Genomic DNA, 24,965 nt, shown 5'->3' with positions numbered 1-24,965 from the left:
TTGCCCGCGGCGATCTGGGCACCCAGGTGCCGCCGGCCCGGCTGCCGGGGATCGAGCGGCGGCTGCTCGAGGCGGCGCGCGCGGCGGGCAAGGGCATGTTCCTGGCCGGCGGTCTCCTGCCGTCGGGCGCCGCAGGCCAGGCGGTGACCCGGGCGGAGCGGGCGGCGCTCCACTACGCCCTGATGCATGGCGCCACCGGCTTCATCCTGTCTGAAGAGACGGCAGTGGGGCCGGCGCCGGTGGCGGCGGTGGCGGAGCTGCGCGCAATCGTCGAAGCGTGGGAGGAAGAGGGAATCGGTGAATCGGTGAGTCGGTGAATGAGTGAACGGGTGAATGGTTACTATGATCTGGGTTCTGGGATCCAGCACCCAGGTCCCAGCACCTGTTTCCGAAGCCCGTGAAACGCTACTGAGCATCGAGCCCCGAGCCTCGATGACGATTACGAGCACGATTGCGATTACAAATCATGATTACGAAAGAGACTAAGAAGCGAAGAGGGATTCGACGAAGTCCTCGGGACTGAAGTCGATGAGATCTTCCATTTTCTCGCCTACGCCCACGTAGCGGATGGGCAGCCGGAGCTCGCGGGCGATCGCCACGACGACCCCCCCCTTGGCGGTGCCGTCGAGCTTCGTCACGATGAGTCCCGTGACGCCCGTGGTCTTGAGAAATTCGCGGGCCTGGACCAGGCCGTTTTGGCCGGTGGTGGCGTCGATGATGAGGTAGACATCGTGGGGGGCTCCCGGCACCCGCTTGGCGGCCAGGCGGTGCATCTTTTCCAACTCCTTCATCAGGTTGGTTTTGGTGTGGAGCCGGCCGGCGGTGTCCACGATGACCACGTCGGCGCGGTCCCGCGCGGCGACGTCCAGCGAATCGTGCAGCACCGCAGCGGGGTCGGCGCCCTGGCTCTTCTTGATCAGCGACGCGCCGGAGCGCTGGGCCCAGATCTCCACCTGCTCGATGGCCGCGGCGCGGAAAGTGTCGGAGGCGCAGATGACCACCTTCCGGCCGGCTTGGCTGAGCCGGTGCGCCAGCTTGCCGATGGTGGTGGTCTTGCCCACGCCGTTGACGCCCACGATGAACACCACCCGCGGCTGACCGTCCAGCGGGGCGACCGGCATCGGTTTGGCCGGCCCCGGCTTGGCCGGGCCCGCCGGCGCCGCGGCGGGCTGGGAGAGGATCTCGAGCAGGGTGCCCTTGATCAGGCCGGCCAGAGTGTCGAAATCGTGCAGGGCGTCGCGGGAGACCGCCTGCCGGACGCGGTCCAGGATCTCCTCGGTGGTCTTGACCCCGATGTCGGCGCCGATGAGGATGGTCTCGAGCTGCTCCAGCGTCGAGGCGCTGAACTGCTTCTCGCCCAGGATCAGGTTCTCGATGCGGCCCACCAACTGGTCCTTGGTGTTCTTGACCGCGTGTTTGAGCTTGTTGAAGAAGCCGGTCACCATGATGTCACATCCCGTTCAGTATTCGAATATTTCGCCGTGGTAGAGCGCCTTGCGCTCACCGTCCCGCAGCTGCACGCCGAGCGCCCCGTCGTCCATCAGACCGCAGGTGGTGCCCAGGAGCGGTCGGCCCCGTTCGAAGAACTTGACCTTGCGGCCGCGGGCAAACGAGGAGGACTCCTCCCACTGCCGGCGCAGGTCCGGCCAGGCGCCGTCGCCCAAGCGGCCGAGGTTTGCGTCGAGACAGCCCAGAACGCGCACCAGCAGATCGTGCCGGGAGACGATGGTGCCGGCGGCCTGAGCCACCGAGACGGCGCGGGTTCGGATGTCCTCGGGGAAAGCCGTCTGCGCCACGTTGATCCCGATTCCCACCACAAGGTGCCGGAGGGTGTTGTCCTGGAGGCTGGACTCCACGAGAATGCCGCCCAGCTTGCGGCCCTGCCACAGGACGTCGTTGGGCCACTTGATGTCGAGGTGGCGGGCCAGCGTCGGGTGGGCCAGGGACAGGGCCTGGGCCACCGACAGCCCTGTCACCAGGGTCACGCAGTGCGCCTGCGCCAGCGTCACCATGGGTGCCAGAAACAGCGAGGCATAGATCCCCTGGCCGGCCGGAGAGTACCAGGTGTGGTCCAGGCGGCCCCGCCCGGCGCGCTGGGCGTTGGCCACCACCAGGGTGCCCGGCGGAATGTCGCCGGCCTCCCCGAGCGCGCGGGCCGTGGAGTTGGTGGAGTCCACCTCTCCAAAGCCGCGGACGTGGTGGATGTGGCGGAACATTTCCAGTTCACACGCCATGGGCGCATAGGGGCAGCCGCCCGGGCTGCCGGGGGCCCGGGACGATTCGGCGCCCGCAGGGGCGCTGGATTGCGGTGAATGTGGTTTGCGATTCATGGTTGCCATGTCTCGCCGGAATGCGGCGAAAACACCACATTATACCTAAAATCGGCGACGCGTCCAGCCGCGGCTCGGTCGTGGGCCAACCAACAGTCCGTCAATGGATGATGCTGTGAGGGACGGATTGCATCGGTGGATGCGCGGGGATGTGGCCGTCCGGGTCGCCGCCGCGCGCCGCGGCCGGCCGGGTCAGAACTTGCCCTCGTCCTTCAGCCGCTTCAATTCATTGCGGATGATGGTCTCGGACAGATCCGGCACCACCTCCCAGGCGATCTCCCGGACCACTTTCTCACTCAGGCGCTCGATGACCATCCGGGCGATTCGGGTGACCAGGTCTTCGGTCAACTCGGTCGCGGCGGTCGGGGTCGGTGCCTCGGCCGGGGCGAAGGCGGGCTCGACGGGCGCCGCGGCGGAGAAGCCGACCACGGGAGCAGCAGCCGCCACGACTTCCTCGAGTTCGGCCTCGACGGGTGGCGCCGCCGGTTCGGGCTCGGCCACGGCGGCGACCCGCGGGGCCGCGGCGGCCTCACGCTCACGACGCACTGCCTCCTCGAGGCTGTGCTGCCGCGCGATGAGACGGTCTAGGCCGATGAGCTCGAAGATGCCCAGAATGTCCTCGTCGGGAGGACGCTGGATGCGTCGGGCCAGAGGCGGCACCGCCAGCAGCTCAGCCTCGGCGGCGGGCGGGGGGGGCATGGCAGGAGCCTCCGGGATGAACAGCTCCTCTTCCATCGCTTGCGGCGACGCAGGCGGGACGATGAGTTCCTCTTCGGGCTCCAGGATCACTTCGTCGGGACCCAGTGCAGCTGCCGGCGAGACGGGCGCGGAGAGCAGGGTGCGCTCCAGATCCTGAGGCGCCGGCTCCCGGGTTTTCCGGGCCGGGATGTCCAAAATCTCAGGGGGAGCGGCCGGCTTGGGGGGCTGGGTGCGCCCGAGCCGCTCGTCCATCTCCGAGAGCTGGATCTGGAATGTCCGATCGGCGTCGAGGGCAGGCGGCGTCACCGTCTTGGCGGGCGCCGCCTCGGGCTTGGGCGCGTTGGATACCGACTGCCGCACCAGCCGGATGAGCGATGTGGTCTCAAACGGCTTGGTGACGTGGGCGTTGGCACCCACACGGGCCGCTTCGTTCTTGTCGAACGGTTCAAACGTTCCCACGAGCAGAATGACCGGAATATGGCGCAAATGGGGTGTGCGCTTGACAAACTCGCACACCTCGTAACCGGTTTTCCGGGGCATGAAGATGTCGGCCAGGACGACGTCAGGCCGGATCTCGCCGATTTTTTCGATCGCGATCTCGCCGTTGCCGACACAAATGACCTCGAAGTCCTCCTCGGCGAAGGTCAGGCTGACCACCTTCTGGATGGTGATGCTGTCGTCGGCGAGCAGCAGTTTGTGGGCCATCAGCGCCTCCTCATCCGGATTGGCGGACTTTCATCTATTACATCACAACTCGAAAAGTCACTCAAGTAAATTTGCGGATACATACAGTTAGGGGAAATCTCCCCGGATGCGGGCCGGCGGCGGTCGGTGGGATCAGCCTATTTGGACTTCTTGGCAGCCGATTTCTCGGTCTTGCCGGCCTCAATCTTCAGACGCTCCCGCTCTTCCCTGTCGCGCTGCTTTTCCATCTGACGCCACGGCTCATCCTTACCGAGGCCGAAGGAGCCGAAGACGGCCTCCCGGGATCCGCCGAACAGCGACTTGCCTTCCTCATAATACTTCTTGTTCTCTTCGGCCAGCCGCTGGTCCACCTCGGGCACCGGCTTCTCGAGCTTGCGCAGGCGGTCGCGCGCCTCTTCAAAGTACTTGCTGAACGGGAAGCCACGGGCAAGCTGAGCGTAGTAAATGGTGCTCTCGTCGAAGTTCTTGAGCTTGTCGAGGGAGTCCGCCAGCAGGAAGAGCGCCTCGTCACGATAGCGGAAATGCGGGTACTGGGCGACACATTCGCGCAGCCGAGAGGCGGAGGCCTTGGAGAAGTTTTTGCGATGATAGAACTTGGCCTTGAGGAAATTGCTCATTGCCAACGTGTCCTCGATGTATTGCAGGCGCGCCCGCATCTCGTTCACCAGCGGCGAGTCTGGAAATTCGTTGAGGAAATTCTGCACTTCAACCCGGGACCGCAGGGCGTAAGTGGTGTCGCGGTTCGGTTCCTTCATCATGTGCATGTTGATCTTGATCACGTGAGCCTGGGCGTCGTCGGCCAGATCGGAGGCGGGGAAAAAGAGCTTGAAGTCCTTGAACGCCTGCTCCGCCTGGATGAGGTTCTCGATGCCCCCCTCACGCAGGTAGGAGTAGGCGATGTAGTATTTGGCTTTCTCCAGGTAAGGGGATTCGTCGTAGGTGTTGATCAGCGTCTGAAACGACAGCCGCGCCTTGATGAACTGGCTCTTGGTAAGGAATTCCAGCCCGTTTTCGTGGAGGGTCTTGTCCGGCAGGACCGCCTGTTCCTGGAGGCCTGCCTTTTTGCCGCCGCAGGCGGTGAGCAGGATCAAGCCGGTCAATCCGGCTGCAAACAACCATTTCTTCCAGGACAATGCAGGACCTCCACAGGGCGAATGGCAACGGCCGACTATTGTAGCATAGCCTGCAAGTCCCGGATAGCGGCAGCGGGATCGGGCGCCCCGAACACGGCCGCGCCCGCCACGGCGATGGTCACGCCGGCTTCGACGAGCCGGGGGAGCGTGTCGGGGCCGACGCCGCCATCCACCGAGATGTCCACGTTGAGGCCCTGGCGGTCGATGGCATCGCGCAGGGCCCGGATTTTGGGCAGTACCGTGGGGATGAACGTCTGACCGCCGAAGCCCGGATTGACCGTCATGACCAGGATGAAATCCAGCCAGGGCAGAATCTCCTGCACGGCGGCGGCGGGGGTGGCCGGATTGAGCGCCACGCCGGCGCGTCGGCCGGCGTCGCGGATCCGGGTGATGGTGCGGTGCAGATGGGGATCGGCCTCGACGTGAACGCTGAGCATGTCGGCGCCCGCGGCGATGTAGTTGTCCAGGCTCCGCTCCGGGTTGGCGATCATCAAGTGGACGTCGAGACGGAGGGAGGTGATCCGGCGCAGGGCGCGGATCACCGGTGGGCCGATGGTCAGATTGGGAACGAAATGGCCGTCCATGACGTCCAGGTGGATGAGGGCAGCGCCGCTGGCTTCGACCAGGCGAACGGCTGATTCCAGGTTGGCGAAATCGGCGGACAGCAGGGAGGGGGCCAAGTAACGTGTACGGCTCATCGGGACACCACCAGCGTAATGGGTGAACTCCGGCTGAACGGATAGCCGGGTTCGGGATAGTGCATCAGGACCAAGCCCGGCCGCTGCGTGAAGGAGACCTCGTGCTCGGTGGGACGCAGCAGGAAGCCGTTCCGGTTCAGGAACGACGTCACATCGTGGGCTTCGAGACCACGGAAGTCCGGCATGACGTAGTTGAAGTCGCCGGACGGGACGTTGACCAGCAGGTTCACGTAGGGCGTGGCGATGTTCCGCTCGCCGGCCACCGGGATCTGTTCGACGATCTGCTCGCGGGGCGAAGCCAACAGGGCCGCGCGACTGATCAGCCCGATCCGCAGGCCCACCTGCCCCAGCACCGCCTGCGCTTCCCGCAGGGTCATGCCCACCAGGCGGGGCACCTCCACCTGCTTGCGGCCCTCGCTGAGAACGAGCTTGACCTGTTTGCCCGCCTTCACCCGGCTGCTCGCTTCGGGCATCTGCTGGATCACCTGGCCGGCCGGGAAATCGGACGAGAAGCGCGAGCCCGTGATCACACCGCCGAGGCGGTTCTTCCTGAGCAGGTCCAAGGCCACATCCTTCTCGATGCCCGTCAGGTTGGGCACGATCACCTCGCGGCCGCGGATGGTGATCAGCATGGTCACAAAGGCCCCGACGAACAGCAGCGCGAGAGGCAGAGCGGTCAAGATGGCCGCCTTAGTGACTTTCAGCAGGAATTGTTTGATTCTGGACATGGATTGCCCGTCCACGAACGCCCCGTATTCATTAGCACATCTGGCCTGCGGCTTCAAGGTATTTCAAGCTGGGCCGCCCGCGGCGAGGATGGCGAGCGGTCGCAGCGGGAGGCCGGCGTCGCCGCCGCTCCGGAGCCAGCTCTGGGTGCGCGGCGAGGTGAGCGCCACCGCCTCGGCGCCGGTCGCGCCGGCCAGCCGCAACCAGCGCCGCGCCAGATCGCGCGCGACGGGCGGATCAATGGATACCAGCTGCTCGGCGCGTAGCCCCTGGCTTTCGGCCGGCGGCGGCCGCCATGCGGCCGGGGCCAGTCCGCGCCACTGCGCCAGCCAGTCCCGCCAGCCGGCAGCGGCCATGGGCACGGGCGCCGGCAGCGCGGTGACGGGTGGGGCATCCAGTCGGACCGCTGCGCCGCCGCTGAGGAGCCAGTCCTCCAGATCGATCACCTGGGCCGGCGCGCCGTGCGCCCGCCACAGAGCCGCCAGCTCCGGTTCCAGAAAGAGCAGCGTCGTCGGCTTCGGGGCGCCGGTGAACGCGGCGGCCAGAACGGTCCGCAACCCGTCGGCGTCACCTCGCCAGTGCAGCCGGACGGGACTGGGGCCGCGCAGCACCTGGACGACCGGATCGAAGCCGCCCCGACGGAAGAGCGCCGCCGCGGCGACCAGCGCTCCTCCCCACACCACGCGGCCCAGAGGGCTTACCAGCAGCGGCGCCGGACGGCCGTCGCCGACCGGCGGCAAGGGTAGTAAGGACGTCCGCGGCCGCAGAGGCAGGCGCACCGGAGCGGCCCGGTTCCGCCGGACGGCGCGGACGATGAGGGCGGCCCTCCGCGCGCCCGGCCGGCCGGGGACGGGCGCCAGGCCGCGGGCGTGCAGAGCGGTCCGCGCGGCATCCAGGATCCGCACCAGCTCGAGGCCCGAGGGGCAGGCGTCCTGACAGCGCAGGCACAGCAGGCAGCGCCAGAACAGGCGCGTGGCGGCGGGCGACGGGGGGAGCCCTGCGTCCATCTGCCAGCGCAGGACGTTGAGCTTGCCGCGGACACCGTCTTCTTCACGGCGGGAGAGCTGGTACAGCGGACAGTCCGGCAGACATTTGCCGCAGTTGACACAGCCGGCCAGCGACTCCCGCAGGGATGTCCACGAGGCGTCGCCGGCGGGTACGGCCGGCGGCCGAGTGGTTGGCGCCGTGCGGCGCCGACGGCTCATGGGGCGCCGTCCTCGCCGGCGAGCACCGCGCCGGTCGACAGCGTATGGATCCGCTGGGCCAGCCGCCGGAACAGGCGGCGCCGCAGGGCGGCGGTCCGCTCCGGTTGCCCGTGCTGTGCGGCGAACGTTCGGACCGCCGGCTCCAGCGCAGCGTAGGCGCGCTCCATCACGGGCAGGACCGCAGCCGTCTCCACCGGGTTGTACGGGATGAGAACCGAGTTGAGACCCAGGCTGCCGAAGATCGCCAGGTAGCGGGCGGTCACCTCGTCGGGGCAGCTCTTGCGGCAGCTGCCGAACTTGACCTCGTAGCCGAGCAGGGTCTTCATGATTCCGGCCCGGCATACCCGGCCGGGGAGATCCACCCGGCGGGTGCGCCGGCCGATGACCAGTCCGGCGTAGAGATCGTCCAGCCCCGGCTCGACGAGTGCTTCGATGAGGTGACGGGTGTACAGACGCGGTGGTGTCATAGTCAGTCGCGGGAACAGCCTCTTGGCAACGGGCTCACGGTTTGACTGCTTGGCGCAGCACTTTGTGGATTCGGGTGTTGTCCATCACGCCGCTCAGGTCGCTGCTGCCCGCGCCCTGGGCGAAAACCGCCACCACCGCGGCCGAATGATCGTCCGAGCCGTAGCCGCCGCCCGCAAACGTGTTCGCCGGCAGGGCGACGCCGGGGCTGAAGGAAGGGGCCGGACCGCGGGGAGACGGCTTGCCGGGTTGGCGCACCGACAGCTCGCCCGTTTCGTGGTCGGCGGTCACGACGAGCAGCGCGTTGTTCCAGGAGCTGTGGGCCTTCACCCATTCCTGAACCAGTCCCACGCAGCGGTCGAACTCCAGCACCTCGCCCACCGCCCGTTCCAGCGAATTGTCGTGGTTGGCCGTGTCGATGGAGCCGCCTTCGATCATGAGGATGAAACCGTCCGGATCCGAACCAAGCCGGTCCAGAGCCGCTGATACAAGATCGGAAAGGTGCGGCAAAGCCATGGTGTCTTTGCCCCAGTCCCACTCGTAAGGGAGGCGCTCGCCGCCGAACACGCCCAGCAGCGGCAGCGACCGGGCGGATTGGAGCGCTTCGGCGCTCGTGCAGACCGTGTAGCCGGCAGCGCGGGCCCGTCGGGCGAAGTCGGACGGCAGATGCCGCCAGCGGGCGGTGGTGCCACTGCCCAACACCAGGTCCGGTCTGGTGCGGAGCAGCCAGTCGAAGATCTGGTGGTAGTTGTTCCGCTCGGGTACGTGGGCGTACGCCGCCGCGGGGGTGGCGTGCGTGACCGGTCCGGTAGTCACCAGCCCGACAGCAAGCCCCTCGTGGGCGGCTTCTTCGAAGACCGTCGGAAGCACTGCGCCGTCCGGAGCCACCGAGAGATCGCCGTTGAGCACCTTCCGTCCGGTGCACAGCGCGGAGGCCGAGGCTGCGGAATCGGTCGTCAGGTTGTCGGCCGAGTGCGTGTAGGCCAGGCCGGTGACCGGGAGGGATTCCATGGCCAAGCGGTCGTCCTGCGAATCGGCCGTGGCCCCGAACCGGAAATAGTGGGCGTGCACCCAGGAGTTGATGCCCATTCCGTCACCGATCATGAGGATGACGTGGCGAGGGGGTTTTCGGAACGGGCTGCCGGTGAGCGCCCACAGCGCCGACAGGGCGATCAGAAGCAATACGGAGCCGATCATGGGCTTGAGAACGCTTTTAGTCATTCGTTGCCTTGACGGGATCAAATTCACCACATCGCGCAAATCGGGTCGTCGGGCCACCCGTTCTGAACAGAGGCCGCAGCGCGGGAGGCGCCGGGCGGGAGATCAACTGGGTTGCGGCGCTTTGGGGGATGGCGGCCCGCCGGACGCCGCCACGGACGAGACGGCGAGGATGCGCGCACCGTACCGGTTCTGCTGTCCCTCTTTCCAGACGATCTGGATGCTGACGTCGGAGGTGTAGTCCTTGCCTTTGAGCGAGACGTAGAGGATGTCGCCGTCCTCGAATCGGCGATGGGAGCGAAAGCCGATGCCGGCCACACTGATATCGACCACCTCGATATCGGTGTCGATGTCCTCGCCGCGGGAATTCAGTCCGCGCATCCGCAGTGGCACGTTGAGCACGTATCGGGGGTAGCCGCGCTTCTCGTCGAGCGCGTCGTTCACAAAATCGGAACTCATCAGATCATCGTCCATACCAGTCGTCTATTATATCGGAAACGGCGGGTGATTGAAGGAAAAATGCTGGCGTCCGGTGAATTCTGCTACAATTGGGTTTCTCGCCGGGCCCGTGTCCGCCACCGGTCGCGGGGCGCCGCCGGGAGAACTATCTACCGATTAGCGAGGCAGCCATGGATGCGTTTGATGTTGTTGTCGTCGGCAGCGGTCCCGGGGGGTATGTGGCGGCGATCAAGGCCGCTCAGCTCGGCCTCAAGACCGCCATCGTGGAAAAGGACGCCACCTTCGGGGGCACGTGCCTGAACGTGGGCTGCATCCCCACGAAAGCCATGATCCACAGCGCGGAGCTGTACGCCCACATGGCTCATTTGGGCGACCACGGAATCGTCGTCGACGGCTACCGTTTCGACATGGGCCGCATGCACCAGCGCAAGGACAAGGTGGTGACCGGATTGACCAAGGGCGTGGCCTTCCTGCTCAAGAAAAACAACGTGACAGCGTTCCGGGCGCACGGCTCGTTCGAGAACCCCCACACCCTGCGGCTGGAGGCTGCCGACGGCACCGCCCAGACGATCGAGGCCCGGTACGTCATCATCGCCACGGGCTCGGAGCCGAAGCAGCTTCCCCATATCCGCTTCGACGGCCGGGTGGTGCTTTCCAGCACCGACATGCTCCGCCTGCCGGAGCCGCCGAAGTCACTGGCGGTGATCGGAGCCGGGGCGGTGGGCGTAGAGTTCGCCTCGATCTACGCCGCCCTCGGCAGCGAGGTCACGGTGATCGAGATGCTGCCCCACCTGCTCCCCATCGAGGACGAGGAAGTGTCGATGGAGTTGGAAAAGGCGTTCAAGAAACGGAAGATCCGATTCCAGGTGGGCGCGCTGGTGGAAGCCCTGAAACCGGGTCCCGACGGCGCGGTGCTGTCCGTCAAGGACGTCGCCGGCAAGGTGACGGAAACCGCCTTCGCCAAGGTGCTGCTGGCCGTGGGCCGGGCGCCCTACACCGCCGGCCTGGGGCTCGACAAGGCGGGCCTCTAATCGGCCCGCGGGTTCATCCCGGTGGACGCGTTCGGCCGGACCCGCGTGCCCCACATCTATGCCATCGGCGACGTGATCGACACGCCCCAGCTGGCGCACGTGGCGTCGGCCGAAGGAATCCTGGCCGCCCGGCACATCGCCGGCCGACCGGCGCAGCCCATCAACTACCGCAACATTCCCGGCTGCACCTATTCCGCCCCGCAGGTGGCCTCCACCGGTCTGACCGAGAAGAAAGCCCGGGAGCTTTACCCCGAGGTCAAGGTGGGGAAGTTCCCCTTCTCCGGCATCGGCAAGAGCAAGATCGAGGACATGACCGAGGGGTTCATCAAGATCGTCACCGACGCCAAGACCGGCGAGATCCTCGGCGTGCACATGATCGGCGCCATTGCCACCGAGCTGGTGGCCGAGACCGTGCTGGCCCTTCATCTGGAGTGCACCGCCGAGGAACTGGCCGCGGTCATCCACCCGCACCCGACCATTTCGGAGGCCATGATGGAAGCCGCGCACGCGGCCCACGACGCGGCGATCCACATGTGACGCCGGGCGCGTGCTCGGGCGGTCCGCCGCCGGCCGCACGCCACATCGCTGACAAGGAGAGACGTTCCATGTCGACACTCACCCGCCCCGACTGCAAGCCCGATCGCCTGATCCTGCTGTTGGTGCTGTTGGTGCTGGCCGCTACCGCCGTCGGCGCCCAGTGCCGACCGCTCATCCTGCTGACCAACGACGATGGTATCGGGGCGCCGGGCCTGGAGGCGATTTATCACCAACTCAAGGATGTCGCCGACATCTACGTGGTGGCCCCGGCGGAAAACCAGAGTGCTGTCAGCCACCGGCTGGCCACCTACGATCCGATCTATGTGACGCCATACGTCATCGACGGTCAGTCGGTGGGATGCTCGGTGGCGACCACTCCGGCCACCTGCGTGATCATGGGACTGGAGGTGTTCCTGCCGCGCACGCCGGACCTAGTGGTCTCGGGGATCAACCGCGGATCGAACCCGGGAGCCGTGTCGTTGCTGTCGGGTACGGTGGCGGCGGCCCGCCAGGCCGCGCTGCGGGGGATCAAGGCGATCGCGCTGTCGGTGGACGTGACGGATCCGCCCAATTACGATGCGTTCGCCGCAGCGGTCAAGCCGCTGATCGTCCGGCTGCTGACGGCGGCGCTTCCCGCCGAGACGTTTCTCAACGTGAACGGGCCGGCCCTGGCGGCGTATCCCAAGGGGCTCCTCGTCACCAAAGCCAGCCGGGTGGAATTGATGTGGCAGTACGAACGGGTGACCAACATCCGGGGCCGGGATCTGTACTGGGTGAAGGGTGTGCTCGACCCCCGCAGCTATCCGGAAGACACGGATTGGGGGGCCATGCAGGCCGGGTACATCTCCGTCACGCCCATGACTTGGAGCTATGACCACGGCATCGATCTGGACGCCTTGGCCCGCGGCCTGGAGCTACCGAAGAAATGAGAACGGCGGCCGTCCGGCCGCCGTCTCCGAAATCCCGTCGGCGTTCCGCGCTCAGCGGATCCGTTTCATGAACGCTTCCAGCTTGTCGTAGGCGGCCTCGAGGGTGGGCCGGTCCGGCAGGGTCACTACCCGGAAGTGCTGGGTGCCGGGTTTCTGGCCGAAGCCGGAACCGTGAACCACCAGTACGTGGCACTCGTTGAGCACTCGGAGGGTGAAGGTCTTGTCGTCCATGGGCACGTTGATGCTGGGGAAGGCGTAGAACGCGCCTTCCGGCTTGACGCAGGAGATGCCCGGGATGGCGTTGAGCCGGTCGATGGTGTAATCGCGCCGCTCGGTGAGGCGGGCGTTGACGTCGGCGAGATGGTCCTGCGGACCCTCGAGCGCCGGCTGGATCGCGAACTGCTCCGGGTGGTTGGCGCACAGGCGCGCCCGGACGAACTTGTGCACAGCCTCGTCGAAGTCGCCCATGATCTCCCGCGGGCCGCTGATGACGGCCCAGCCCACGCGCCAGCCCGGCACAAGATAGGATTTCGACAGTCCGTTGAACGTCACGAAGCCCACGTCGTCGGCGAGCGACGCCGTGGAGATGTGCTCCTTGCCGTCGAAGACCAGCTTGTCGTAGATCTCATCGGAGAACACCACCAGGTTGTGCCGGCGGGCCAGCTCGATGACCTGCAGCAGGACGTCCCGGCGGTAGAGGGCGCCGGTGGGGTTGTTGGGATTGATCAGGCAGATGGCCTTCGTGCGGGCGTCGATCTTGGCCTCGATGTCGGCCACGTCGGGTTGCCAGTCGTTGGCCTCGTCGAGGTAATATGGCCGGATCTCCGACTGGATCTTCTGCATGACGGCGGTGTAGAGCGGATAGCCGGGGTAGGGCATCAGGACGTTGTCGCCCGGATCGGCCAGGGCGCTGAGGCACAGCTCGATCGCTTCGCTGGCCCCGTGGGCCACGAACAGGGACAGGATGTTGCGGATGCCCTTCCGTTCGGCCTCCCGCCGGATGGCCGCGACGGCGGCGTCGATCCCGGTCGAGGGGGAGTAGCCGTTCTGCTGGGCCAGCATCGCCTTGTAAGTCGCTTCAATCATGTGCCGAGGGGTGGCGAAATCGTACTTGAGCGGGTCGCCGATGTTCAGCGGCAGAATCTTGGCCCCCTGTTTGCGCAGCTTGTCGGCCTCGACGGCGATGTCCCGGATGGCGTACTCGATGTCCCGTGTGCGCGCGGCGGGGACCACGGGCGTCGGCCGGCGGGAGTCCGGCGGGCGGGGGGCGTTCGGAGCGGAGCGTTTCGGCATGGGTTTCCTCCTCAGGCGGCGGTCAGCAGACCTTCATCGCGAAGACGATGGACAGGAACTTCGTCTCGTCGGAGTCGGCCCGCGAGGTGAGCACGATGGGTTTGCGCGCGCCCACGATGATGCCGGCGGTCTTGGCCATGGCCAGGTAACCCATCACCTTGTAAAATACGTTGCCGGCCTCGATGTCGGGGGTGATGGCGATGTCGGCGTCCCCGCCGACCGGCGTGACGATGCCCTTGATCTCGCACGCCTTCCTGGAAAAGGCGTTGTCCACGGCCAACGGGCCGTCGATGATCGCCTTCTTGATCTGACCGCGGACGCCCATCTGCGTCAGGATGGCGGCGTCGGCGGTGCAGGGCATGCTCTCCGGATTGACCTTCTCCACCGCGGCGATGATCGCCACCTTGGGCGTCTCGATGCCCAGCCGGTGGGCGACGGCGATGGCGTTCTCGGTGATGGCGACCTTGTCCTCGAGGGTCGGAGCGATGTTCATGGCGACGTCGCTGACAATGATCAGCTTATGGTAGGCAGGCACCTGGAACGCGGACACGTGGCTCAGCAGCTTGGACTCGCGCAGGCCGGTCTGTTTGTCCAGCACCGCGCCGAGGATGGTGGAGGTGGAGCAGAGACCCTTCATCAGCACGTCGGCCTGACCTTCCCGCACCAGGTTCACGGCGGCCTTGGTGGCTTCCTTCTCGTCGTCGATGTCCACGATTTCAAAGGGTGCCAGGGATACTTTCACCGAAGCGGCCGCCTTCTCGATCTGGGCCTTCGGACCCACCAGCACGCCCCGGGCGATGTCCTCGCGCTGGGCGGTCTGCAGTGCCTCCAGCACATCGGGGTCGTGGGCATACGCCACGGCGACAACCTTGGTCGGATTCTTCTTGACGTCCGCCACCATCTCGTCGAATGTTCGGATCATGGGACCTTCCTTCTAAATGAGTATCGTCCGGTTCCCGCGGGAACCGGCATGAACGGGACTACGCATAAACGCGCGCCGGCTCCTCCCCATTCAGGACGCGAAGCGCCCCCTCGGCCAGCGCGATCATCTCCTCCTCACCGGGGTAGACGCGCACCGGGGCGATGTGCCGGACGCGCCGCTCCACGCCGGCGACGAAGGCGGTGTCGTGGGCGATGCCGCCGGTCAGGATGATGGCGTCCACCTGGCCCAACAGCACGACGCTGACCGCCCCGATTTCCTTGGCGACCTGGTAGATCATCGCCTCGAAGACGAGACCCGCCTCCGCGTCGCCCGCGTCGATGCGCTGTGCCACTTTGCGCATGTCGTTGGTGCCGAGGTAAGCCATGATGCCGCCCTGTCCGGTGATCTTCTTCTCGATCTGGGCCAGGGTGAAGCGGCCGGAGAAACAGAGGCGAGCCAGGGCGGCGACGGGCAGCTTGCCGCTGCGCTCAGGAGTGAACGGCCCCTCGCCGTTCAGGGCGTTGTTGACGTCGATGACCCGCCCGCGCCGATGGGCGGCGACGGATATCCCTCCGCCCAAGTGGGCGATGATGAAATTGAAATCAGCATACCTGCCCCCCAGGTCCTGGGCGGCGCGGTGAGCCACCGCCTTGTGGTTGAGGGCGTGAAAGATGCTGACGCGGGGCAGCTCAGGCAGGCCGGACAGCCGGGCGATGGGCTCGAGCTCGTCCACCACCACCTGATCGACGATGAACGCCGGCGCACCGCACCGCTGCGACAGCTCGTGGGCCAGGATGCCGCCGAGGTTGGAGGCGTGCTGACCCATCTGGCTCTCGCGCAGGTCCTTGAGCATCGCGTCAGAGACGGAGTAGGTTCCTCCCTCGATGGGGCGCAGGAGCCCGCCGCGTCCGACGATCGCCTGCAGGGAGTCGAGGGGGATGGCCTCGACCGCGAGAAAGTCCAGGATCGCCTGCAGGCGGAACGCGTACTGGTCCGTGATGGTGGCGTACTGTCCGATCACGTGCTCGTCGTGGCGCAGGGTCTGACCGCAGCGCAAGGTGCGGCCCTCGAACACCGCGATCTTTGTCGAGGTGGAGCCGGGGTTGATCGCCAGTATCCGTTGGGATGTTTCCGCCATCACGTCGCTCCTGCCGGTACAATATATTTATAAAAGTAAAAGAGGGAGAAGCATTATATCAAAATTATTTGTGATGAAGTGATTTTTTGCGGGGCAGGCAAATTGAACCGGCACCGGTGTGATTTATGCTATAGTGCCGCTGGTCGAACACGGACAGGAGGTGGCGATGAGCTGGACTCGCACACGCTGGGCGCTGGCGCTGACGGTTCTGGCGGTCGCGGGCTGCGGCGGCGGACCCGCGCCTCGGTATCACTCCCAGTCCATGCTGTATCTAGCCGTGGCCGTCCCCGCCGGAGCGAAGCTGCCGGAAGCGGTCGCCGGCAGCCTGCTGCCGCCACTCGATGAACTGGCCCGGTGCCGGCCGGACTGGGCGTCGGCGGTCGCCGCCGGCCGCCGGATGTTGTCCAGGTCGGGCGCAGTCAAGCTCGAAATCCAGACCCGCGACACCCTCGTGTTCCCCGACGGGGAGTACCTGCTGCGGTTTGGCCAGGGGTTCAACGAATCGGAGCTGATCGCCGCGGCTTCCGCCGAGCGCGCCCTCACCCTGGTGGCCATGGTGGCGCCGCACGAGGTGGCGTCCGCCTACCCGGCGCTGCAGGCCGTGGCCCTGGCGGCAGCCGAGGCGTGGGGCGGCTACGTGTACGACGTCAGCGCAAAGCTGCCCGTGACGCCCGCCGCCTACGCCGGATGGCGCTTCGATCCGGCGGCGTGCGACCTGCCTCGCCACGTGCTCATCCAGCAGTATCCCTACCAGCCGGGCCGTCTGCGGATGGTCACGCTGGGGATGGCCAAGTTTGCCTGTCCGGAACTCGAGGTGCGGGACTACCCGTCCGAGAACGCCATTGCCGTGCGCAGCCTCCTGGCCGGCGCCGCCGGGGCGCTGATCGCGCGCAGCCTGGCTGCGGCCGGACCGAGTGAATTTCCCCGGACGCTGGATCTGCCCGCCGCGTTCCTCCGGGCGGCGGGATCGCAGAGCGTGTCGGTGCGCGAGGCCGCCGCCCGCGGTGGCGAGCGGGTGCGCGTGTCGGTGGCCGCCGGCGAAGCGGATAAGGGCGATCCGCAGGAGGCCGTGGTCCGGCTCGCTCCGGTGGAGCCGGACGGCGATCTTGGCCGGTGGACGGCGGAGTTGTCGCGGCAACTGATCGGCTTCGGTCAGCAGCTCGACATTCAGCAGAACCAGCCGCTCCAGCCGGACATCCTCCAGGCCGTTCAGGCGTCGCTGCCCGCCCTGCGGGACGAATTCCGGGCCGGCCTGCCCGCCGGTTCGGCCTGTTTCGTCCAGTTCCGGCGGGAGGCGCCCGGCGCCGGTGTCGAGCTGCTGTGGGCCCAGGTGGTGGGCTGGCCCGACGGCGGCCTGGACATCCAGGTGGTCAGCCAGCCGGTGCTCACCCGGTCGCTCGCGGCAGGCGACCGGATCCGCTGCGCCGAGACGGATGTGGTGGATTGGGCGGTGCGCGGGGCCGACGGCGGCATGCGCTCGTTCCCGCGGCCAGCGAACAAACCGTGAGGGGAGGCGGCGATGAAGAAGCCCGAAGAAGAACTGAGCCATCCCCAGAAGATCCTCCTGCGCTTCTTCATGATGAAAGCGTGGGACAACATGAAGAACGTGGTCCGCAAACTCCATCCCTCCGACCTGGCCGGGGTGTTTCACCGGCTCAACTTCCAGGAGCAGGAGGAGTTCCTCGGCGTGCTGTTCGAAGAGGGACTCGCCGCGAGCGTCATCACCTACCTGCCCGACGAGATGGCCCGGGACCTGCTGGCCGACATCGCCGAGGAGCGGATCGCCACGATGGTCCTGCGGCTGTCGGCCGATGATGCCACCGACTTTCTCGGCTACCTGACCGACGAGAAGAAGGCGGCGGTGCTGGCCAGCCTGCCGCCGGGCAAGCGGCTGTTTTTCGAGAAGATGCTGCTCTACGAGGAGGACACCGCCGGCGGTCTGATGAACACCGACTACCTGGCGCTGGACCAGGACCTGTCGGTGGAGGAGGCGCTGCGCATCATCCGGACCCGGTTCCGGTCGGAGTACTATCTCTATGTATATGTCACCGACGAGCACAACAACCTGATCGGCGTGCTCTCCTTCCGCCGGCTGGTGTTCGCCGAGCCGGCCGTCCAGCTCAAGGACATCATGCTCCCGGACCCGGTGCGGGTGTCCACCGGCACCGCGCAGGAGGAGGTGGCCAAGCTCGTGGCCAACTACGACCTGCTGGCCGTGCCGGTGGTGGACGAGAACAACAAGCTGCTCGGGGTGGTCACGGTGGACGACGTCATCGACGTCATCGAGGAGGAGGCCACCGAGGACATGTACCACCTGGCCAAGATCCATTCCGAGGAGAACGTGCTCACCCCGCTGCTGCGGACGGTCCGACTGCGCTTCAACTGGGTGGCCGCGACGCTGGTCACGGCGATCCTGGGAGCCGTGGTGGTGGCCCTCTTCTGGGAGGCGCTGGACCGCTGGGTTTGGCTGGCCGTGCTCATCCCTGTGCTGACGACGATGACCGCCACCACCTCCACCCAGACGCTCACCGTGGTGGTCCGCGGGCTGGTTCTCGGCGAGCTGGAGTACCGGAAAGAGCTGCCGGTTCTGGCCAAGGAGCTGGCCGTGGGGCTGCTGCTCGGGCTGGTCTGCGGTCTGGTCTTGGCCGGCGTGGTTCTGGTCTGGTCGGGCCAGCTCCCGCTGGCGCTGTTGGCGGGGGTCAGCCTGCTGCTCAGCACCCTGACGGCGAACCTGTTCGGCGCCCTGGTCCCGCTGGTGCTCAACTGGCTGAAGCTGGACCCGGCGCAGGGATCCAGCATCGTGACCACCACGGCCGCGAACATCGCCGGCTTCGTGGTTTTTCTAGGCCTGGCGCAGTTCTTCCTGTAGGCGTCCGCCGCCGGGCCGGGTGCCCGACCGCCGGTCGCCGCGGGCCGGCACAAAAAAGTTAAAAAAACACTTGCATTCTGTTTCGCGATGGGTATAATCGCGGTTCTTTCTTTGAGGTGAGGTTTCGGACCTCCTAATTTGAACTATAGGTCTGTTACGAACCGCCCCCGGTTCCAATTTCAGGCCTGACAAGCGGCAGTTAGACTGCAGCGCGGCACACCTTGGGCACTTTGACGCACGGTCCGGCGGGCATCCCCGTGCCAGCACGAGACCGATCGCGGCTCGCTTGAGATGGCGGCTGCAGTGGCTGTCGGACGGACAACGACAACTTTGTTGAGCTGGTGAGGATATGATCAACGAAATCATCAGGATTCGTCTGAAGGCGTACGATTACCGGGTCTTGGACCAGTCCATCGCCGAGATCGTGGACATCACGCTCCGGACCGGGGCCAGGGTGTCGGGCCCCATCCCCCTCCCCACGACCGTCAACCGGTTCACCGTCAACCGCTCGCCCCACGTCGACAAGAAATCGCGCGAGCAGTTCGAGATCCGGACCCACAAACGGCTGATCGACATCCTGGAACCCACTCCCGAAACGCTGGAACAGTTGATGAAGATGGATCTCCCGGCGGCTATCGACGTCGAGATCAAGGCGTTCGGCTCCGATCATAAATAAATCAACAGCTGGAGTGACCGATGGTTGAAGGACTGATTGGCAAAAAGCTTGGCATGACTCAGATCTTTCACGAAGATGGACGGGTCATTCCCGTGACGGTGATACAGCTGGGCCCCTGCGTGGTCGTCCAGAAGAAATCGCTGGAGAAAGACGGTTACGAAGCCGTCCAGCTGGGTCTGATGGAGGAGCGGCCGGTGAAGAACGTGACCAAACCGCTCCGCGGCCATTTCCTGAAGGCCAACACCGCGCCGACCCGGATGCTGCGGGAATTCCGCCCCACCAAGGCGATGGCGGAGATCGAGCTGGGCCAGGAGATCAAGGCCGACGACGTCTTCCAGATCAACGAGAAGGTGGTCGTCATCGGCCAGAGCAAGGGCCGCGGTTTCCAGGGCGTCATCAAGCGACACAATTTCGCCGGCGGCGGCGCGAGCCACGGCTCCATGTTCCACCGGGCGCCCGGCTCCATCGGCGCCTCGGCCTATCCGTCCCGCGTCATCAAGGGCATGCGGATGGCCGGCCACCTCGGCGACAGCCGGGTGACGGTGAAGAACCTGGAAGTGGTCCGGATTCTGCCGGAGAAGAACATCATCCTGATCAAGGGCGCGGTGCCGGGCTACTCCGGCAGCTACGTCACGATCAAGAAGAACTAAGCGGAGTGCAGCCATGCCAGTCGTGGAAGTCAAAAATCTGCAGAACGAAACCGTTGAGCAATTGGAGCTCAATGAAAACGTCTTCGGGGTGCCCCTGAAGGAGACGCTCATCTGGGAAGCGGTCCGGCACTACCAGGCCAACGGCCGCCGGGGCACGCACGCCACCAAGACCCGGGGCGAGGTCAGCGGCAGCAACCGCAAGCCGTGGCGGCAGAAGGGCACCGGCCGCGCCCGCGCCGGCCAGACCCGCAACCCGATCTGGCGGAAAGGCGGCACCGTATTCGGCCCGCAGCCGCGCGATTACGGCTACGCCTTCCCGAAGCGCAAACGCCAGGGGGCGATGTGCTCCGTCCTGTCCGAGAAACTGCGCCAGAACCAGCTGGTGATCGTGGACCGGCTGGAGATCCCAGCCCCCAAGACGAAAGAGTTCCTTGGCGTGATGGGCGCGCTGGAGCTGGCGCGCAACCTGCTGGTGGTGGACTCGCTGGACAACACCAACGCGATCCTGTCCGCGCGTAACCTGCCCAAGGTCAAGTACGTGACGGGCTCGGGACTCAACATCGTCGATCTGCTCAACCACGAGAAGGTGCTCTTCTCGAAGGACGCCATCCTCCAGGTCCAGGAGGTCCTTGGAAAATGAAAGACATCTATCAGATCCTGAGGAAGCCCCATCTGACCGAAAAATCGGTCACGCTGAAGAACGACGCTGGTTTCGTGGCCTTCCGGGTGCATCCCGACGCCAACAAGCCGGAGATCGCCGCAGCCATCGAGCGCCTGTTCAACGTCAAGGTCGAATCGATCCGGATCTTGAATATGCCCCAGAAGAAGCGGCGCATGGGCCGTTACGAGGGCCACAAGCCGGCGTACAAGAAAGCCCTGGTCAAGCTGAAGCCGGGCGAAAAAATGATCGAGTATTTCGACAACATTTAATCTCGGGAAACAGGAAAGATAGCGATGGGCATCAAGACGCATAAACCAGTCACACCCAGCCGCCGGTACATCACCACCCTGGATTTCGAGGAGCTGACTCCGATCAAGCCCTTGAAGTCGCTCCTGGAGCCCCAGCAGCGGACCAACGGCCGGAACAACATCGGCCGGGTCACCGTCCGCCACAAGGGCGGCGGCCACAAGCGGCGCTACCGCGTGGTGGATTTCAAGCGCAACATTGACGACATTCCGGCCAAGGTGGTCGCCATTGAGTACGACCCGAACCGGTCGGCCAACATCGCGCGGCTTCAATACAGCAACGGTGCCAAGAGCTACATCCTGGCTCCGGACACGCTGAAGGTGGGCGACACCGTCATGAGTGGCGAGAAGGCCGACGTGCAGGTCGGGAACTGCCTGCCGCTGCGGTCCATCCCGGTAGGCACCTTCATCCACAACCTGGAGATGCGCCCCGGCAAAGGCGGCCAACTGGTCCGCAGCGCCGGTTGCGCTGCGCAGCTCCAGGCCAAGGAAGGGAAGTATGCCGTCATCCGGCTGCCCAGCGGCGAGTTGCGCCGGATCCTGATCGAATGCCGGGCCACCCTGGGCCAGGTGGGCAATCTGGACCACAGCAACATCACCACGGGCAAGGCTGGTCGGACCCGCTGGCTGGGCGTGCGGCCCACCGTCCGCGGCACGGCCATGAACCCGATCGACCACCCGCACGGCGGCGGCGAGGGCCGCACCAAGGGCGGCCGCCATCCGGTCACGCCTTGGGGCCAGCCCACCAAGGGCTACAAGACCCGGAACAGCAAGCGGACCGACAACGTCATCATCAGACGGCGGAAGTAAGCAGGAGGAAGTTCGTCATGACCCGCTCAATCAAGAAAGGCCCGTTCGTGGATGTGCACCTGGCAAAGAAGGTGGACGCCAACCGGGATACCGACAAGAAACAGGTCATCAAGACGTGGTCCCGCCGGTCCGTCGTCATCCCCGACATGGTGGGACTGACCATCGCGGTCCACAACGGGAAAAAGTTCATCCCGGTGTACGTCATGGAAAATATGGTGGGGCACAAGCTGGGCGAGTTCGCGCCGACCCGCTATTTCAAGGGCCACACCTCCAAGTCCGCCAAGAAGCTGGCGGCCAAGTAGCGAGCGAGAGGATGCTGCCATGGAAAAACGAGCCGTAGGGAAATACGTGCGCGGTTCGGCCCAAAAGGCCCGGCTGGTCATCGACCAGATCCGCGGCCTGCCGGTGGAGGACGCCCTCAACCGGCTGCGCTTCTCCACGAAGCGGTCGGCCAAGCACATCGAGAAGGTACTCAAGTCGGCCATCGCCAACGTCGAGTACGCAGACGAATCCATCAGCCTGGACGATCTGGTGGTCTCCCAGGCGTTTGTCGACATGGGTCCGACCAAGTGGCGCCGGCGGGTCCGCCCCGCCCCCATGGGCCGCGCGTACCGCGAGCGCCGGCACGGCTGCCACGTCACCATTTACGTTTCGGACAGCAGGAGGTAGACCTTGGGCCAGAAAGTACACCCATATGGTTTCCGGCTGGGCTACAACAAGACTTGGAAGTCCCGGTGGTACGAGAAGAAGAGCTTCGGCAAGCTACTCAACGAGGATCTCAAGATCAAGAAAGCCCTGAAGGCGAAGTTCTACCACGCCGGAATCAGCCGGATCGAGATCGAGCGCGCGGCGGACAAGCTCAACGTGTTCATCTACGCCGCCCGGCCGGGCATCCTGATCGGCAAGAAGGGCAAGGAAATCGACAAGCTGCGGGGCGAGCTCAGCAAGTCCACCGGCCATGACGTGGACATCAAAGCCGTCGAGGTCAAGAATCCCGAACTCGATTCCCAGCTCGTGGCCGAGGCCATCGGGCTCCAGCTCGAGAAGCGCATCGCCTTCCGCCGGGCCATGAAGCGGGCCGTCGACTCCGCCACCAAGAACGGGGCTCTGGGCGTCAAGATCCGCTGCTCCGGACGGCTGAACGGCGTGGAGATCGCCCGCTCCGAGTGGTACCTCACCGGCCAGCTGCCGTTGCACACCCTCAAGGCGGACATCGACTACGGCTTCGCCCAGGCGTTCACCACCTACGGCACCATCGGCATCAAGGTCTGGATCTACAAAGGGGAGCGACTGAAGAAGGATCACCTCCCCGCCGTGGAGAAGTAAGTCATGCTACAGCCCAAGAAGGTCAAATATCGCAAGACGCAAAAGGGACGGATGAAAGGCTCCGCCCAGCGCGGCCACACGGTGGCGTTCGGCGACTACGGGCTCAAGTCGATCGAGGGCGGCTGGATCTCCGACCGCCAGATCGAAGCCGCCCGTATCGCGATGACCCGCTACATCAAGCGCGGCGGCAAGATCTGGATCCGCATTTTCCCCGACAAACCCATCACCAAGAAGCCGGCGGAAACCCGCATGGGCAAGGGCAAGGGCGCGCCGGAGGGCTGGGTGGCGGTAGTTCGCCCCGGCCGGATGCTGTACGAACTGGAGGGCGTCGACCTCGCCACGGCCCAGGAGGCCTTCCGCCTGGCCGCCCACAAGCTGCCCCTCAAGACCAAATTCGTCAGCCGTTACGGAGAATGACCATGGCGAAAACGTCTGAACTCAGAGACAAGACGCTGGATGAGCTGCGTGAAGAAGAGCGACGCCTCGCCCAGCAGGTGTTTAAAAACCGGATGGAGCTGGCCGCCGGCCAGCTGACCAATGTGAGAGTCCTGTCCGTGACCAAGCGCGAGCTGGCGCGGGTGAAGACTCTCATCCGTGAGAAATCCAATCAACAGTAGAGCGGAAGTGCGGCAATGGAAAACCAGAGTGTAACCCGGAAGAACGAGAAGATCGGCACCGTCACCAGCAACGCCATGCAGAAAACCGTGGTGGTTTCGGTGGACCGGTTCTACCAGCACCCGGCGGTCAAAAAGATCGTCCGCCGGACCAGCAAGTTCATGGCTCATGACGAAGCGGGCGCCTGTAACGTGGGCGACAAGGTCCGGATCATGGAATGCCGGCCGCTCAGCCGGCGGAAACGCTGGAGAGTCATCGAGATCATCGAGAAGGCCAAGTAAGGAGAAGCCATCATGATTCAGATGCGGACCATGCTGAAAGTGGCCGATAACTCAGGGGCCAAGGAGATCATGGCCATCACACCCCAGCACGGCGCCGCCCAGACCCGGGCGACCCTTGGCGACGTGATCTCGGCGACCGTCAAGCTGGCCAGCCCGGACGGCACGGTGAAGAAGGGCCAGGTGGTCAAGGCGGTGATCGTCCGGGTGCGGAAGGAATTCCGGCGCCGCGACGGGACCTACATCCGGTTCGACGAGAACGCGGCTGTGATCATCAACAACCAGGGCGAGCCGGTGGGCACCCGCGTGTTCGGCCCCATCGCCCGCGAGCTGCGCGACCGCAAATTCATGAAGATCGTGTCGCTCGCGCCCGAAGTTCTGTAACGAGGATAGCGTCATGCCCAAGCTCAACATTCGCCGCAATGACACCGTGTATGTCCGCACCGGCAAGGATAAAGGCAAGACCGGCCGAGTGATCCATGTGGACCCCGACAAGGGACAGATCATTGTAGAAAAGCTCAACCAGCTGTATGAGCACGTCCGGCCCAACCCGCAGAAGCAGATCAAGGGCGGGATCGTGCAGAAGGAAGGGGCCATGCCCGTGTCGAAGGTCCAGCTGGTATGCCCCGCCTGCAACAAACCCACCCGTGTCGGCCGGACCCGTCTCGGCGACGGCAAGTCCGCGCGGGTGTGCAAGAAGTGCAACACCACGATCGAATCGTGAGGATGGATATGAAATACACTAGCCGTTTGAAAGAAAAGTACCGCACCGAAGTGGTGGACGCCCTCCGCAAGCGCTTCGAGTACTCGAACGTGATGGCCGTCCCCCGCCTTGAAAAAATCGTCATCAATATGGGGATGGGCGAAACCATCAAGAACCCCAAGGTCATGGACGTGGCGGTGGATGAGCTCACCGGCATCGCCGGCCAGAAGCCTGTTATCACCAAGGCCAAGAAACCCATCTCCAGCTTCAAGCTGCGCAAGGGGATGCCCATCGGCTGCTGCGTCACGCTCCGGCGCGACCGGATGTTCGAGTTTCTCGACCGCCTGGTCAACGTCGCCCTGCCGCGGGTGCGTGACTTCAAGGGGGTCAGCCCCCGCTCCTTCGACGGCCGGGGCAACTACACCCTGGGCCTGAAGGATCAGTTGATCTTCCCCGAGATCGATTATGGCAAGGTGGACAAGGCCCGCGGGATGAACATCACCATCGTCACCACCGCCCGTTCGGATGAAGAGGCCCGCGAGCTGTTGCGGCTCATGGGCATGCCGTTCAGCAAAAACTAGACG

31 protein-coding genes and 1 pseudogene are annotated in these 24,965 nt (G+C 65.4%); 19 read left to right on the top strand and 13 right to left on the bottom strand.

The genetic code is table 11. The features are described 5' to 3' along the window. The coding region (locus GX414_04835) for a pyruvate kinase (GenBank protein ID NLI46413.1) at positions 1-317 on the top strand (317 nt) is incomplete at its 5' end. A 165-nt stretch (positions 318-482) separates the two neighbouring features. Here the strand turns inward: GX414_04835 and ftsY are convergent. The 10 genes from ftsY to GX414_04785 form a co-directional block, all read right to left on the bottom strand. Continuing rightward, entirely contained in the window at positions 483-1,445 is a 963-nt protein-coding gene (gene ftsY, locus GX414_04830) for a signal recognition particle-docking protein FtsY (GenBank protein ID NLI46412.1), read from the bottom strand. 15 nt (positions 1,446-1,460) lie between these two features. Further along, positions 1,461-2,330, bottom strand: coding sequence for a biotin--[acetyl-CoA-carboxylase] ligase (locus tag GX414_04825; protein ID NLI46411.1), 870 nt, complete (start codon positions 2,328-2,330; stop codon positions 1,461-1,463). Between the two features lie 192 nt (positions 2,331-2,522). Then, positions 2,523-3,734: a response regulator gene (locus tag GX414_04820; protein ID NLI46410.1), complete on the bottom strand. Its 1,212-nt coding sequence runs from the start codon at positions 3,732-3,734 to the stop codon at positions 2,523-2,525. Between the two features lie 137 nt (positions 3,735-3,871). Further along, entirely contained in the window at positions 3,872-4,867 is a 996-nt protein-coding gene (gene bamD / locus GX414_04815; protein ID NLI46409.1) for an outer membrane protein assembly factor BamD, read from the bottom strand. A 35-nt stretch (positions 4,868-4,902) separates the two neighbouring features. Further along, the gene (locus tag GX414_04810) at positions 4,903-5,565 is read right to left on the bottom strand and encodes a ribulose-phosphate 3-epimerase (protein ID NLI46408.1); all 663 of its coding nucleotides are present in this window, start codon (positions 5,563-5,565) and stop codon (positions 4,903-4,905) included. After that, entirely contained in the window at positions 5,562-6,293 is a 732-nt protein-coding gene (locus GX414_04805; protein NLI46407.1) for a PASTA domain-containing protein, read from the bottom strand. Before GX414_04805 ends, GX414_04810 begins: the two co-directional genes overlap by 4 nt. Positions 6,294-6,356: 63 nt before the next feature. Then, on the bottom strand, positions 6,357-7,496 hold the full coding sequence (locus GX414_04800; GenBank protein NLI46406.1) for a (Fe-S)-binding protein: 1,140 nt from the start codon (positions 7,494-7,496) through the stop codon (positions 6,357-6,359). After that, positions 7,493-7,963, bottom strand: coding sequence for a hypothetical protein (locus GX414_04795; GenBank protein NLI46405.1), 471 nt, complete (start codon positions 7,961-7,963; stop codon positions 7,493-7,495). Before GX414_04795 ends, GX414_04800 begins: the two co-directional genes overlap by 4 nt. A gap of 34 nt (positions 7,964-7,997) precedes the next feature. After that, entirely contained in the window at positions 7,998-9,182 is a 1,185-nt protein-coding gene (locus tag GX414_04790) for an alkaline phosphatase (protein NLI46404.1), read from the bottom strand. A 102-nt stretch (positions 9,183-9,284) separates the two neighbouring features. Further along, the gene (locus GX414_04785; GenBank protein ID NLI46403.1) at positions 9,285-9,638 is read right to left on the bottom strand and encodes a PilZ domain-containing protein; all 354 of its coding nucleotides are present in this window, start codon (positions 9,636-9,638) and stop codon (positions 9,285-9,287) included. 170 nt (positions 9,639-9,808) lie between these two features. On the opposite strand from GX414_04785, the pseudogene lpdA reads away from it, so the two are divergent. Both lpdA and surE read left to right on the top strand, forming a co-directional pair. Then, positions 9,809-11,206 (top strand): annotated as a pseudogene (gene lpdA, locus GX414_04780) (dihydrolipoyl dehydrogenase). 68 nt (positions 11,207-11,274) lie between these two features. Then, positions 11,275-12,135: a 5'/3'-nucleotidase SurE gene (gene surE, locus GX414_04775; GenBank protein NLI46402.1), complete on the top strand. Its 861-nt coding sequence runs from the start codon at positions 11,275-11,277 to the stop codon at positions 12,133-12,135. Positions 12,136-12,186: 51 nt separating this feature from the next. Here the strand turns inward: surE and GX414_04770 are convergent, their stop codons facing one another. The 3 genes from GX414_04770 to buk form a co-directional block, all read right to left on the bottom strand. Further along, positions 12,187-13,428, bottom strand: coding sequence for an aminotransferase class I/II-fold pyridoxal phosphate-dependent enzyme (locus tag GX414_04770; GenBank protein NLI46401.1), 1,242 nt, complete (start codon positions 13,426-13,428; stop codon positions 12,187-12,189). Positions 13,429-13,450: 22 nt separating this feature from the next. After that, entirely contained in the window at positions 13,451-14,347 is an 897-nt protein-coding gene (locus GX414_04765) for a bifunctional enoyl-CoA hydratase/phosphate acetyltransferase (protein ID NLI46400.1), read from the bottom strand. 61 nt (positions 14,348-14,408) lie between these two features. After that, on the bottom strand, positions 14,409-15,488 hold the full coding sequence (gene buk / locus GX414_04760) for a butyrate kinase (GenBank protein NLI46399.1): 1,080 nt from the start codon (positions 15,486-15,488) through the stop codon (positions 14,409-14,411). Positions 15,489-15,654: 166 nt separating this feature from the next. Here buk and GX414_04755 point away from each other — a divergent pair, with 166 nt between their 5' ends. The 16 genes from GX414_04755 to rplE all read left to right on the top strand — a co-directional run bounded on the left by GX414_04755 (position 15,655) and on the right by rplE (position 24,962). Next, positions 15,655-16,995 (top strand): hypothetical protein, encoded by a 1,341-nt coding sequence (locus GX414_04755; GenBank protein ID NLI46398.1) that lies wholly within the window; start codon positions 15,655-15,657, stop codon positions 16,993-16,995. A 12-nt stretch (positions 16,996-17,007) separates the two neighbouring features. Continuing rightward, positions 17,008-18,357, top strand: a complete 1,350-nt coding sequence (gene mgtE / locus GX414_04750) for a magnesium transporter (GenBank protein ID NLI46397.1) — start codon at positions 17,008-17,010, stop codon at positions 18,355-18,357. A gap of 349 nt (positions 18,358-18,706) precedes the next feature. After that, positions 18,707-19,033: a 30S ribosomal protein S10 gene (gene rpsJ, locus GX414_04745; protein NLI46396.1), complete on the top strand. Its 327-nt coding sequence runs from the start codon at positions 18,707-18,709 to the stop codon at positions 19,031-19,033. Between the two features lie 20 nt (positions 19,034-19,053). Further along, positions 19,054-19,683, top strand: a complete 630-nt coding sequence (gene rplC, locus GX414_04740; GenBank protein ID NLI46395.1) for a 50S ribosomal protein L3 — start codon at positions 19,054-19,056, stop codon at positions 19,681-19,683. 13 nt (positions 19,684-19,696) lie between these two features. After that, positions 19,697-20,323 carry a 50S ribosomal protein L4 gene (rplD, locus tag GX414_04735; GenBank protein ID NLI46394.1) on the top strand — a complete coding sequence of 209 codons (627 nt, stop codon included), beginning with the start codon at positions 19,697-19,699 and terminating at the stop codon, positions 20,321-20,323. Further along, positions 20,320-20,613, top strand: a complete 294-nt coding sequence (gene rplW, locus GX414_04730; protein NLI46393.1) for a 50S ribosomal protein L23 — start codon at positions 20,320-20,322, stop codon at positions 20,611-20,613. Before rplD ends, rplW begins: the two co-directional genes overlap by 4 nt. A 24-nt stretch (positions 20,614-20,637) precedes the next feature. Then, positions 20,638-21,459, top strand: a complete 822-nt coding sequence (rplB, locus tag GX414_04725; protein NLI46392.1) for a 50S ribosomal protein L2 — start codon at positions 20,638-20,640, stop codon at positions 21,457-21,459. A gap of 17 nt (positions 21,460-21,476) precedes the next feature. Beyond that, complete coding sequence (gene rpsS / locus GX414_04720; GenBank protein NLI46391.1) at positions 21,477-21,761, top strand: 30S ribosomal protein S19; 285 nt, start codon at positions 21,477-21,479, stop codon at positions 21,759-21,761. A gap of 19 nt (positions 21,762-21,780) precedes the next feature. Further along, a complete protein-coding gene (rplV, locus tag GX414_04715; GenBank protein ID NLI46390.1) occupies positions 21,781-22,128 on the top strand; it encodes a 50S ribosomal protein L22 in 348 nt (115 codons plus the stop codon). A gap of 3 nt (positions 22,129-22,131) precedes the next feature. After that, positions 22,132-22,785, top strand: coding sequence for a 30S ribosomal protein S3 (rpsC, locus tag GX414_04710; GenBank protein NLI46389.1), 654 nt, complete (start codon positions 22,132-22,134; stop codon positions 22,783-22,785). Positions 22,786-22,788: 3 nt separating this feature from the next. Further along, entirely contained in the window at positions 22,789-23,202 is a 414-nt protein-coding gene (rplP, locus tag GX414_04705) for a 50S ribosomal protein L16 (protein ID NLI46388.1), read from the top strand. 2 nt (positions 23,203-23,204) lie between these two features. Next, the gene (gene rpmC / locus GX414_04700; protein ID NLI46387.1) at positions 23,205-23,402 is read left to right on the top strand and encodes a 50S ribosomal protein L29; all 198 of its coding nucleotides are present in this window, start codon (positions 23,205-23,207) and stop codon (positions 23,400-23,402) included. Positions 23,403-23,417: 15 nt separating this feature from the next. Next, complete coding sequence (gene rpsQ / locus GX414_04695; GenBank protein NLI46386.1) at positions 23,418-23,681, top strand: 30S ribosomal protein S17; 264 nt, start codon at positions 23,418-23,420, stop codon at positions 23,679-23,681. A gap of 9 nt (positions 23,682-23,690) precedes the next feature. Then, complete coding sequence (rplN, locus tag GX414_04690; protein ID NLI46385.1) at positions 23,691-24,062, top strand: 50S ribosomal protein L14; 372 nt, start codon at positions 23,691-23,693, stop codon at positions 24,060-24,062. A 13-nt stretch (positions 24,063-24,075) separates the two neighbouring features. Further along, positions 24,076-24,402, top strand: coding sequence for a 50S ribosomal protein L24 (locus GX414_04685; GenBank protein NLI46384.1), 327 nt, complete (start codon positions 24,076-24,078; stop codon positions 24,400-24,402). An 8-nt stretch (positions 24,403-24,410) separates the two neighbouring features. Further along, the gene (gene rplE / locus GX414_04680) at positions 24,411-24,962 is read left to right on the top strand and encodes a 50S ribosomal protein L5 (GenBank protein NLI46383.1); all 552 of its coding nucleotides are present in this window, start codon (positions 24,411-24,413) and stop codon (positions 24,960-24,962) included. The last annotated feature ends 3 nt before the right edge of the window (positions 24,963-24,965 follow it).

The sequence above is a fragment of the Acidobacteriota bacterium genome (assembly GCA_012517875.1).
Taxonomy (GTDB): Bacteria; Acidobacteriota; JAAYUB01; order JAAYUB01; family JAAYUB01; genus JAAYUB01.
The sequence above is the reverse complement of the archived record's forward strand: the minus strand, read 5'-3'. Positions and strand labels throughout refer to the sequence as shown.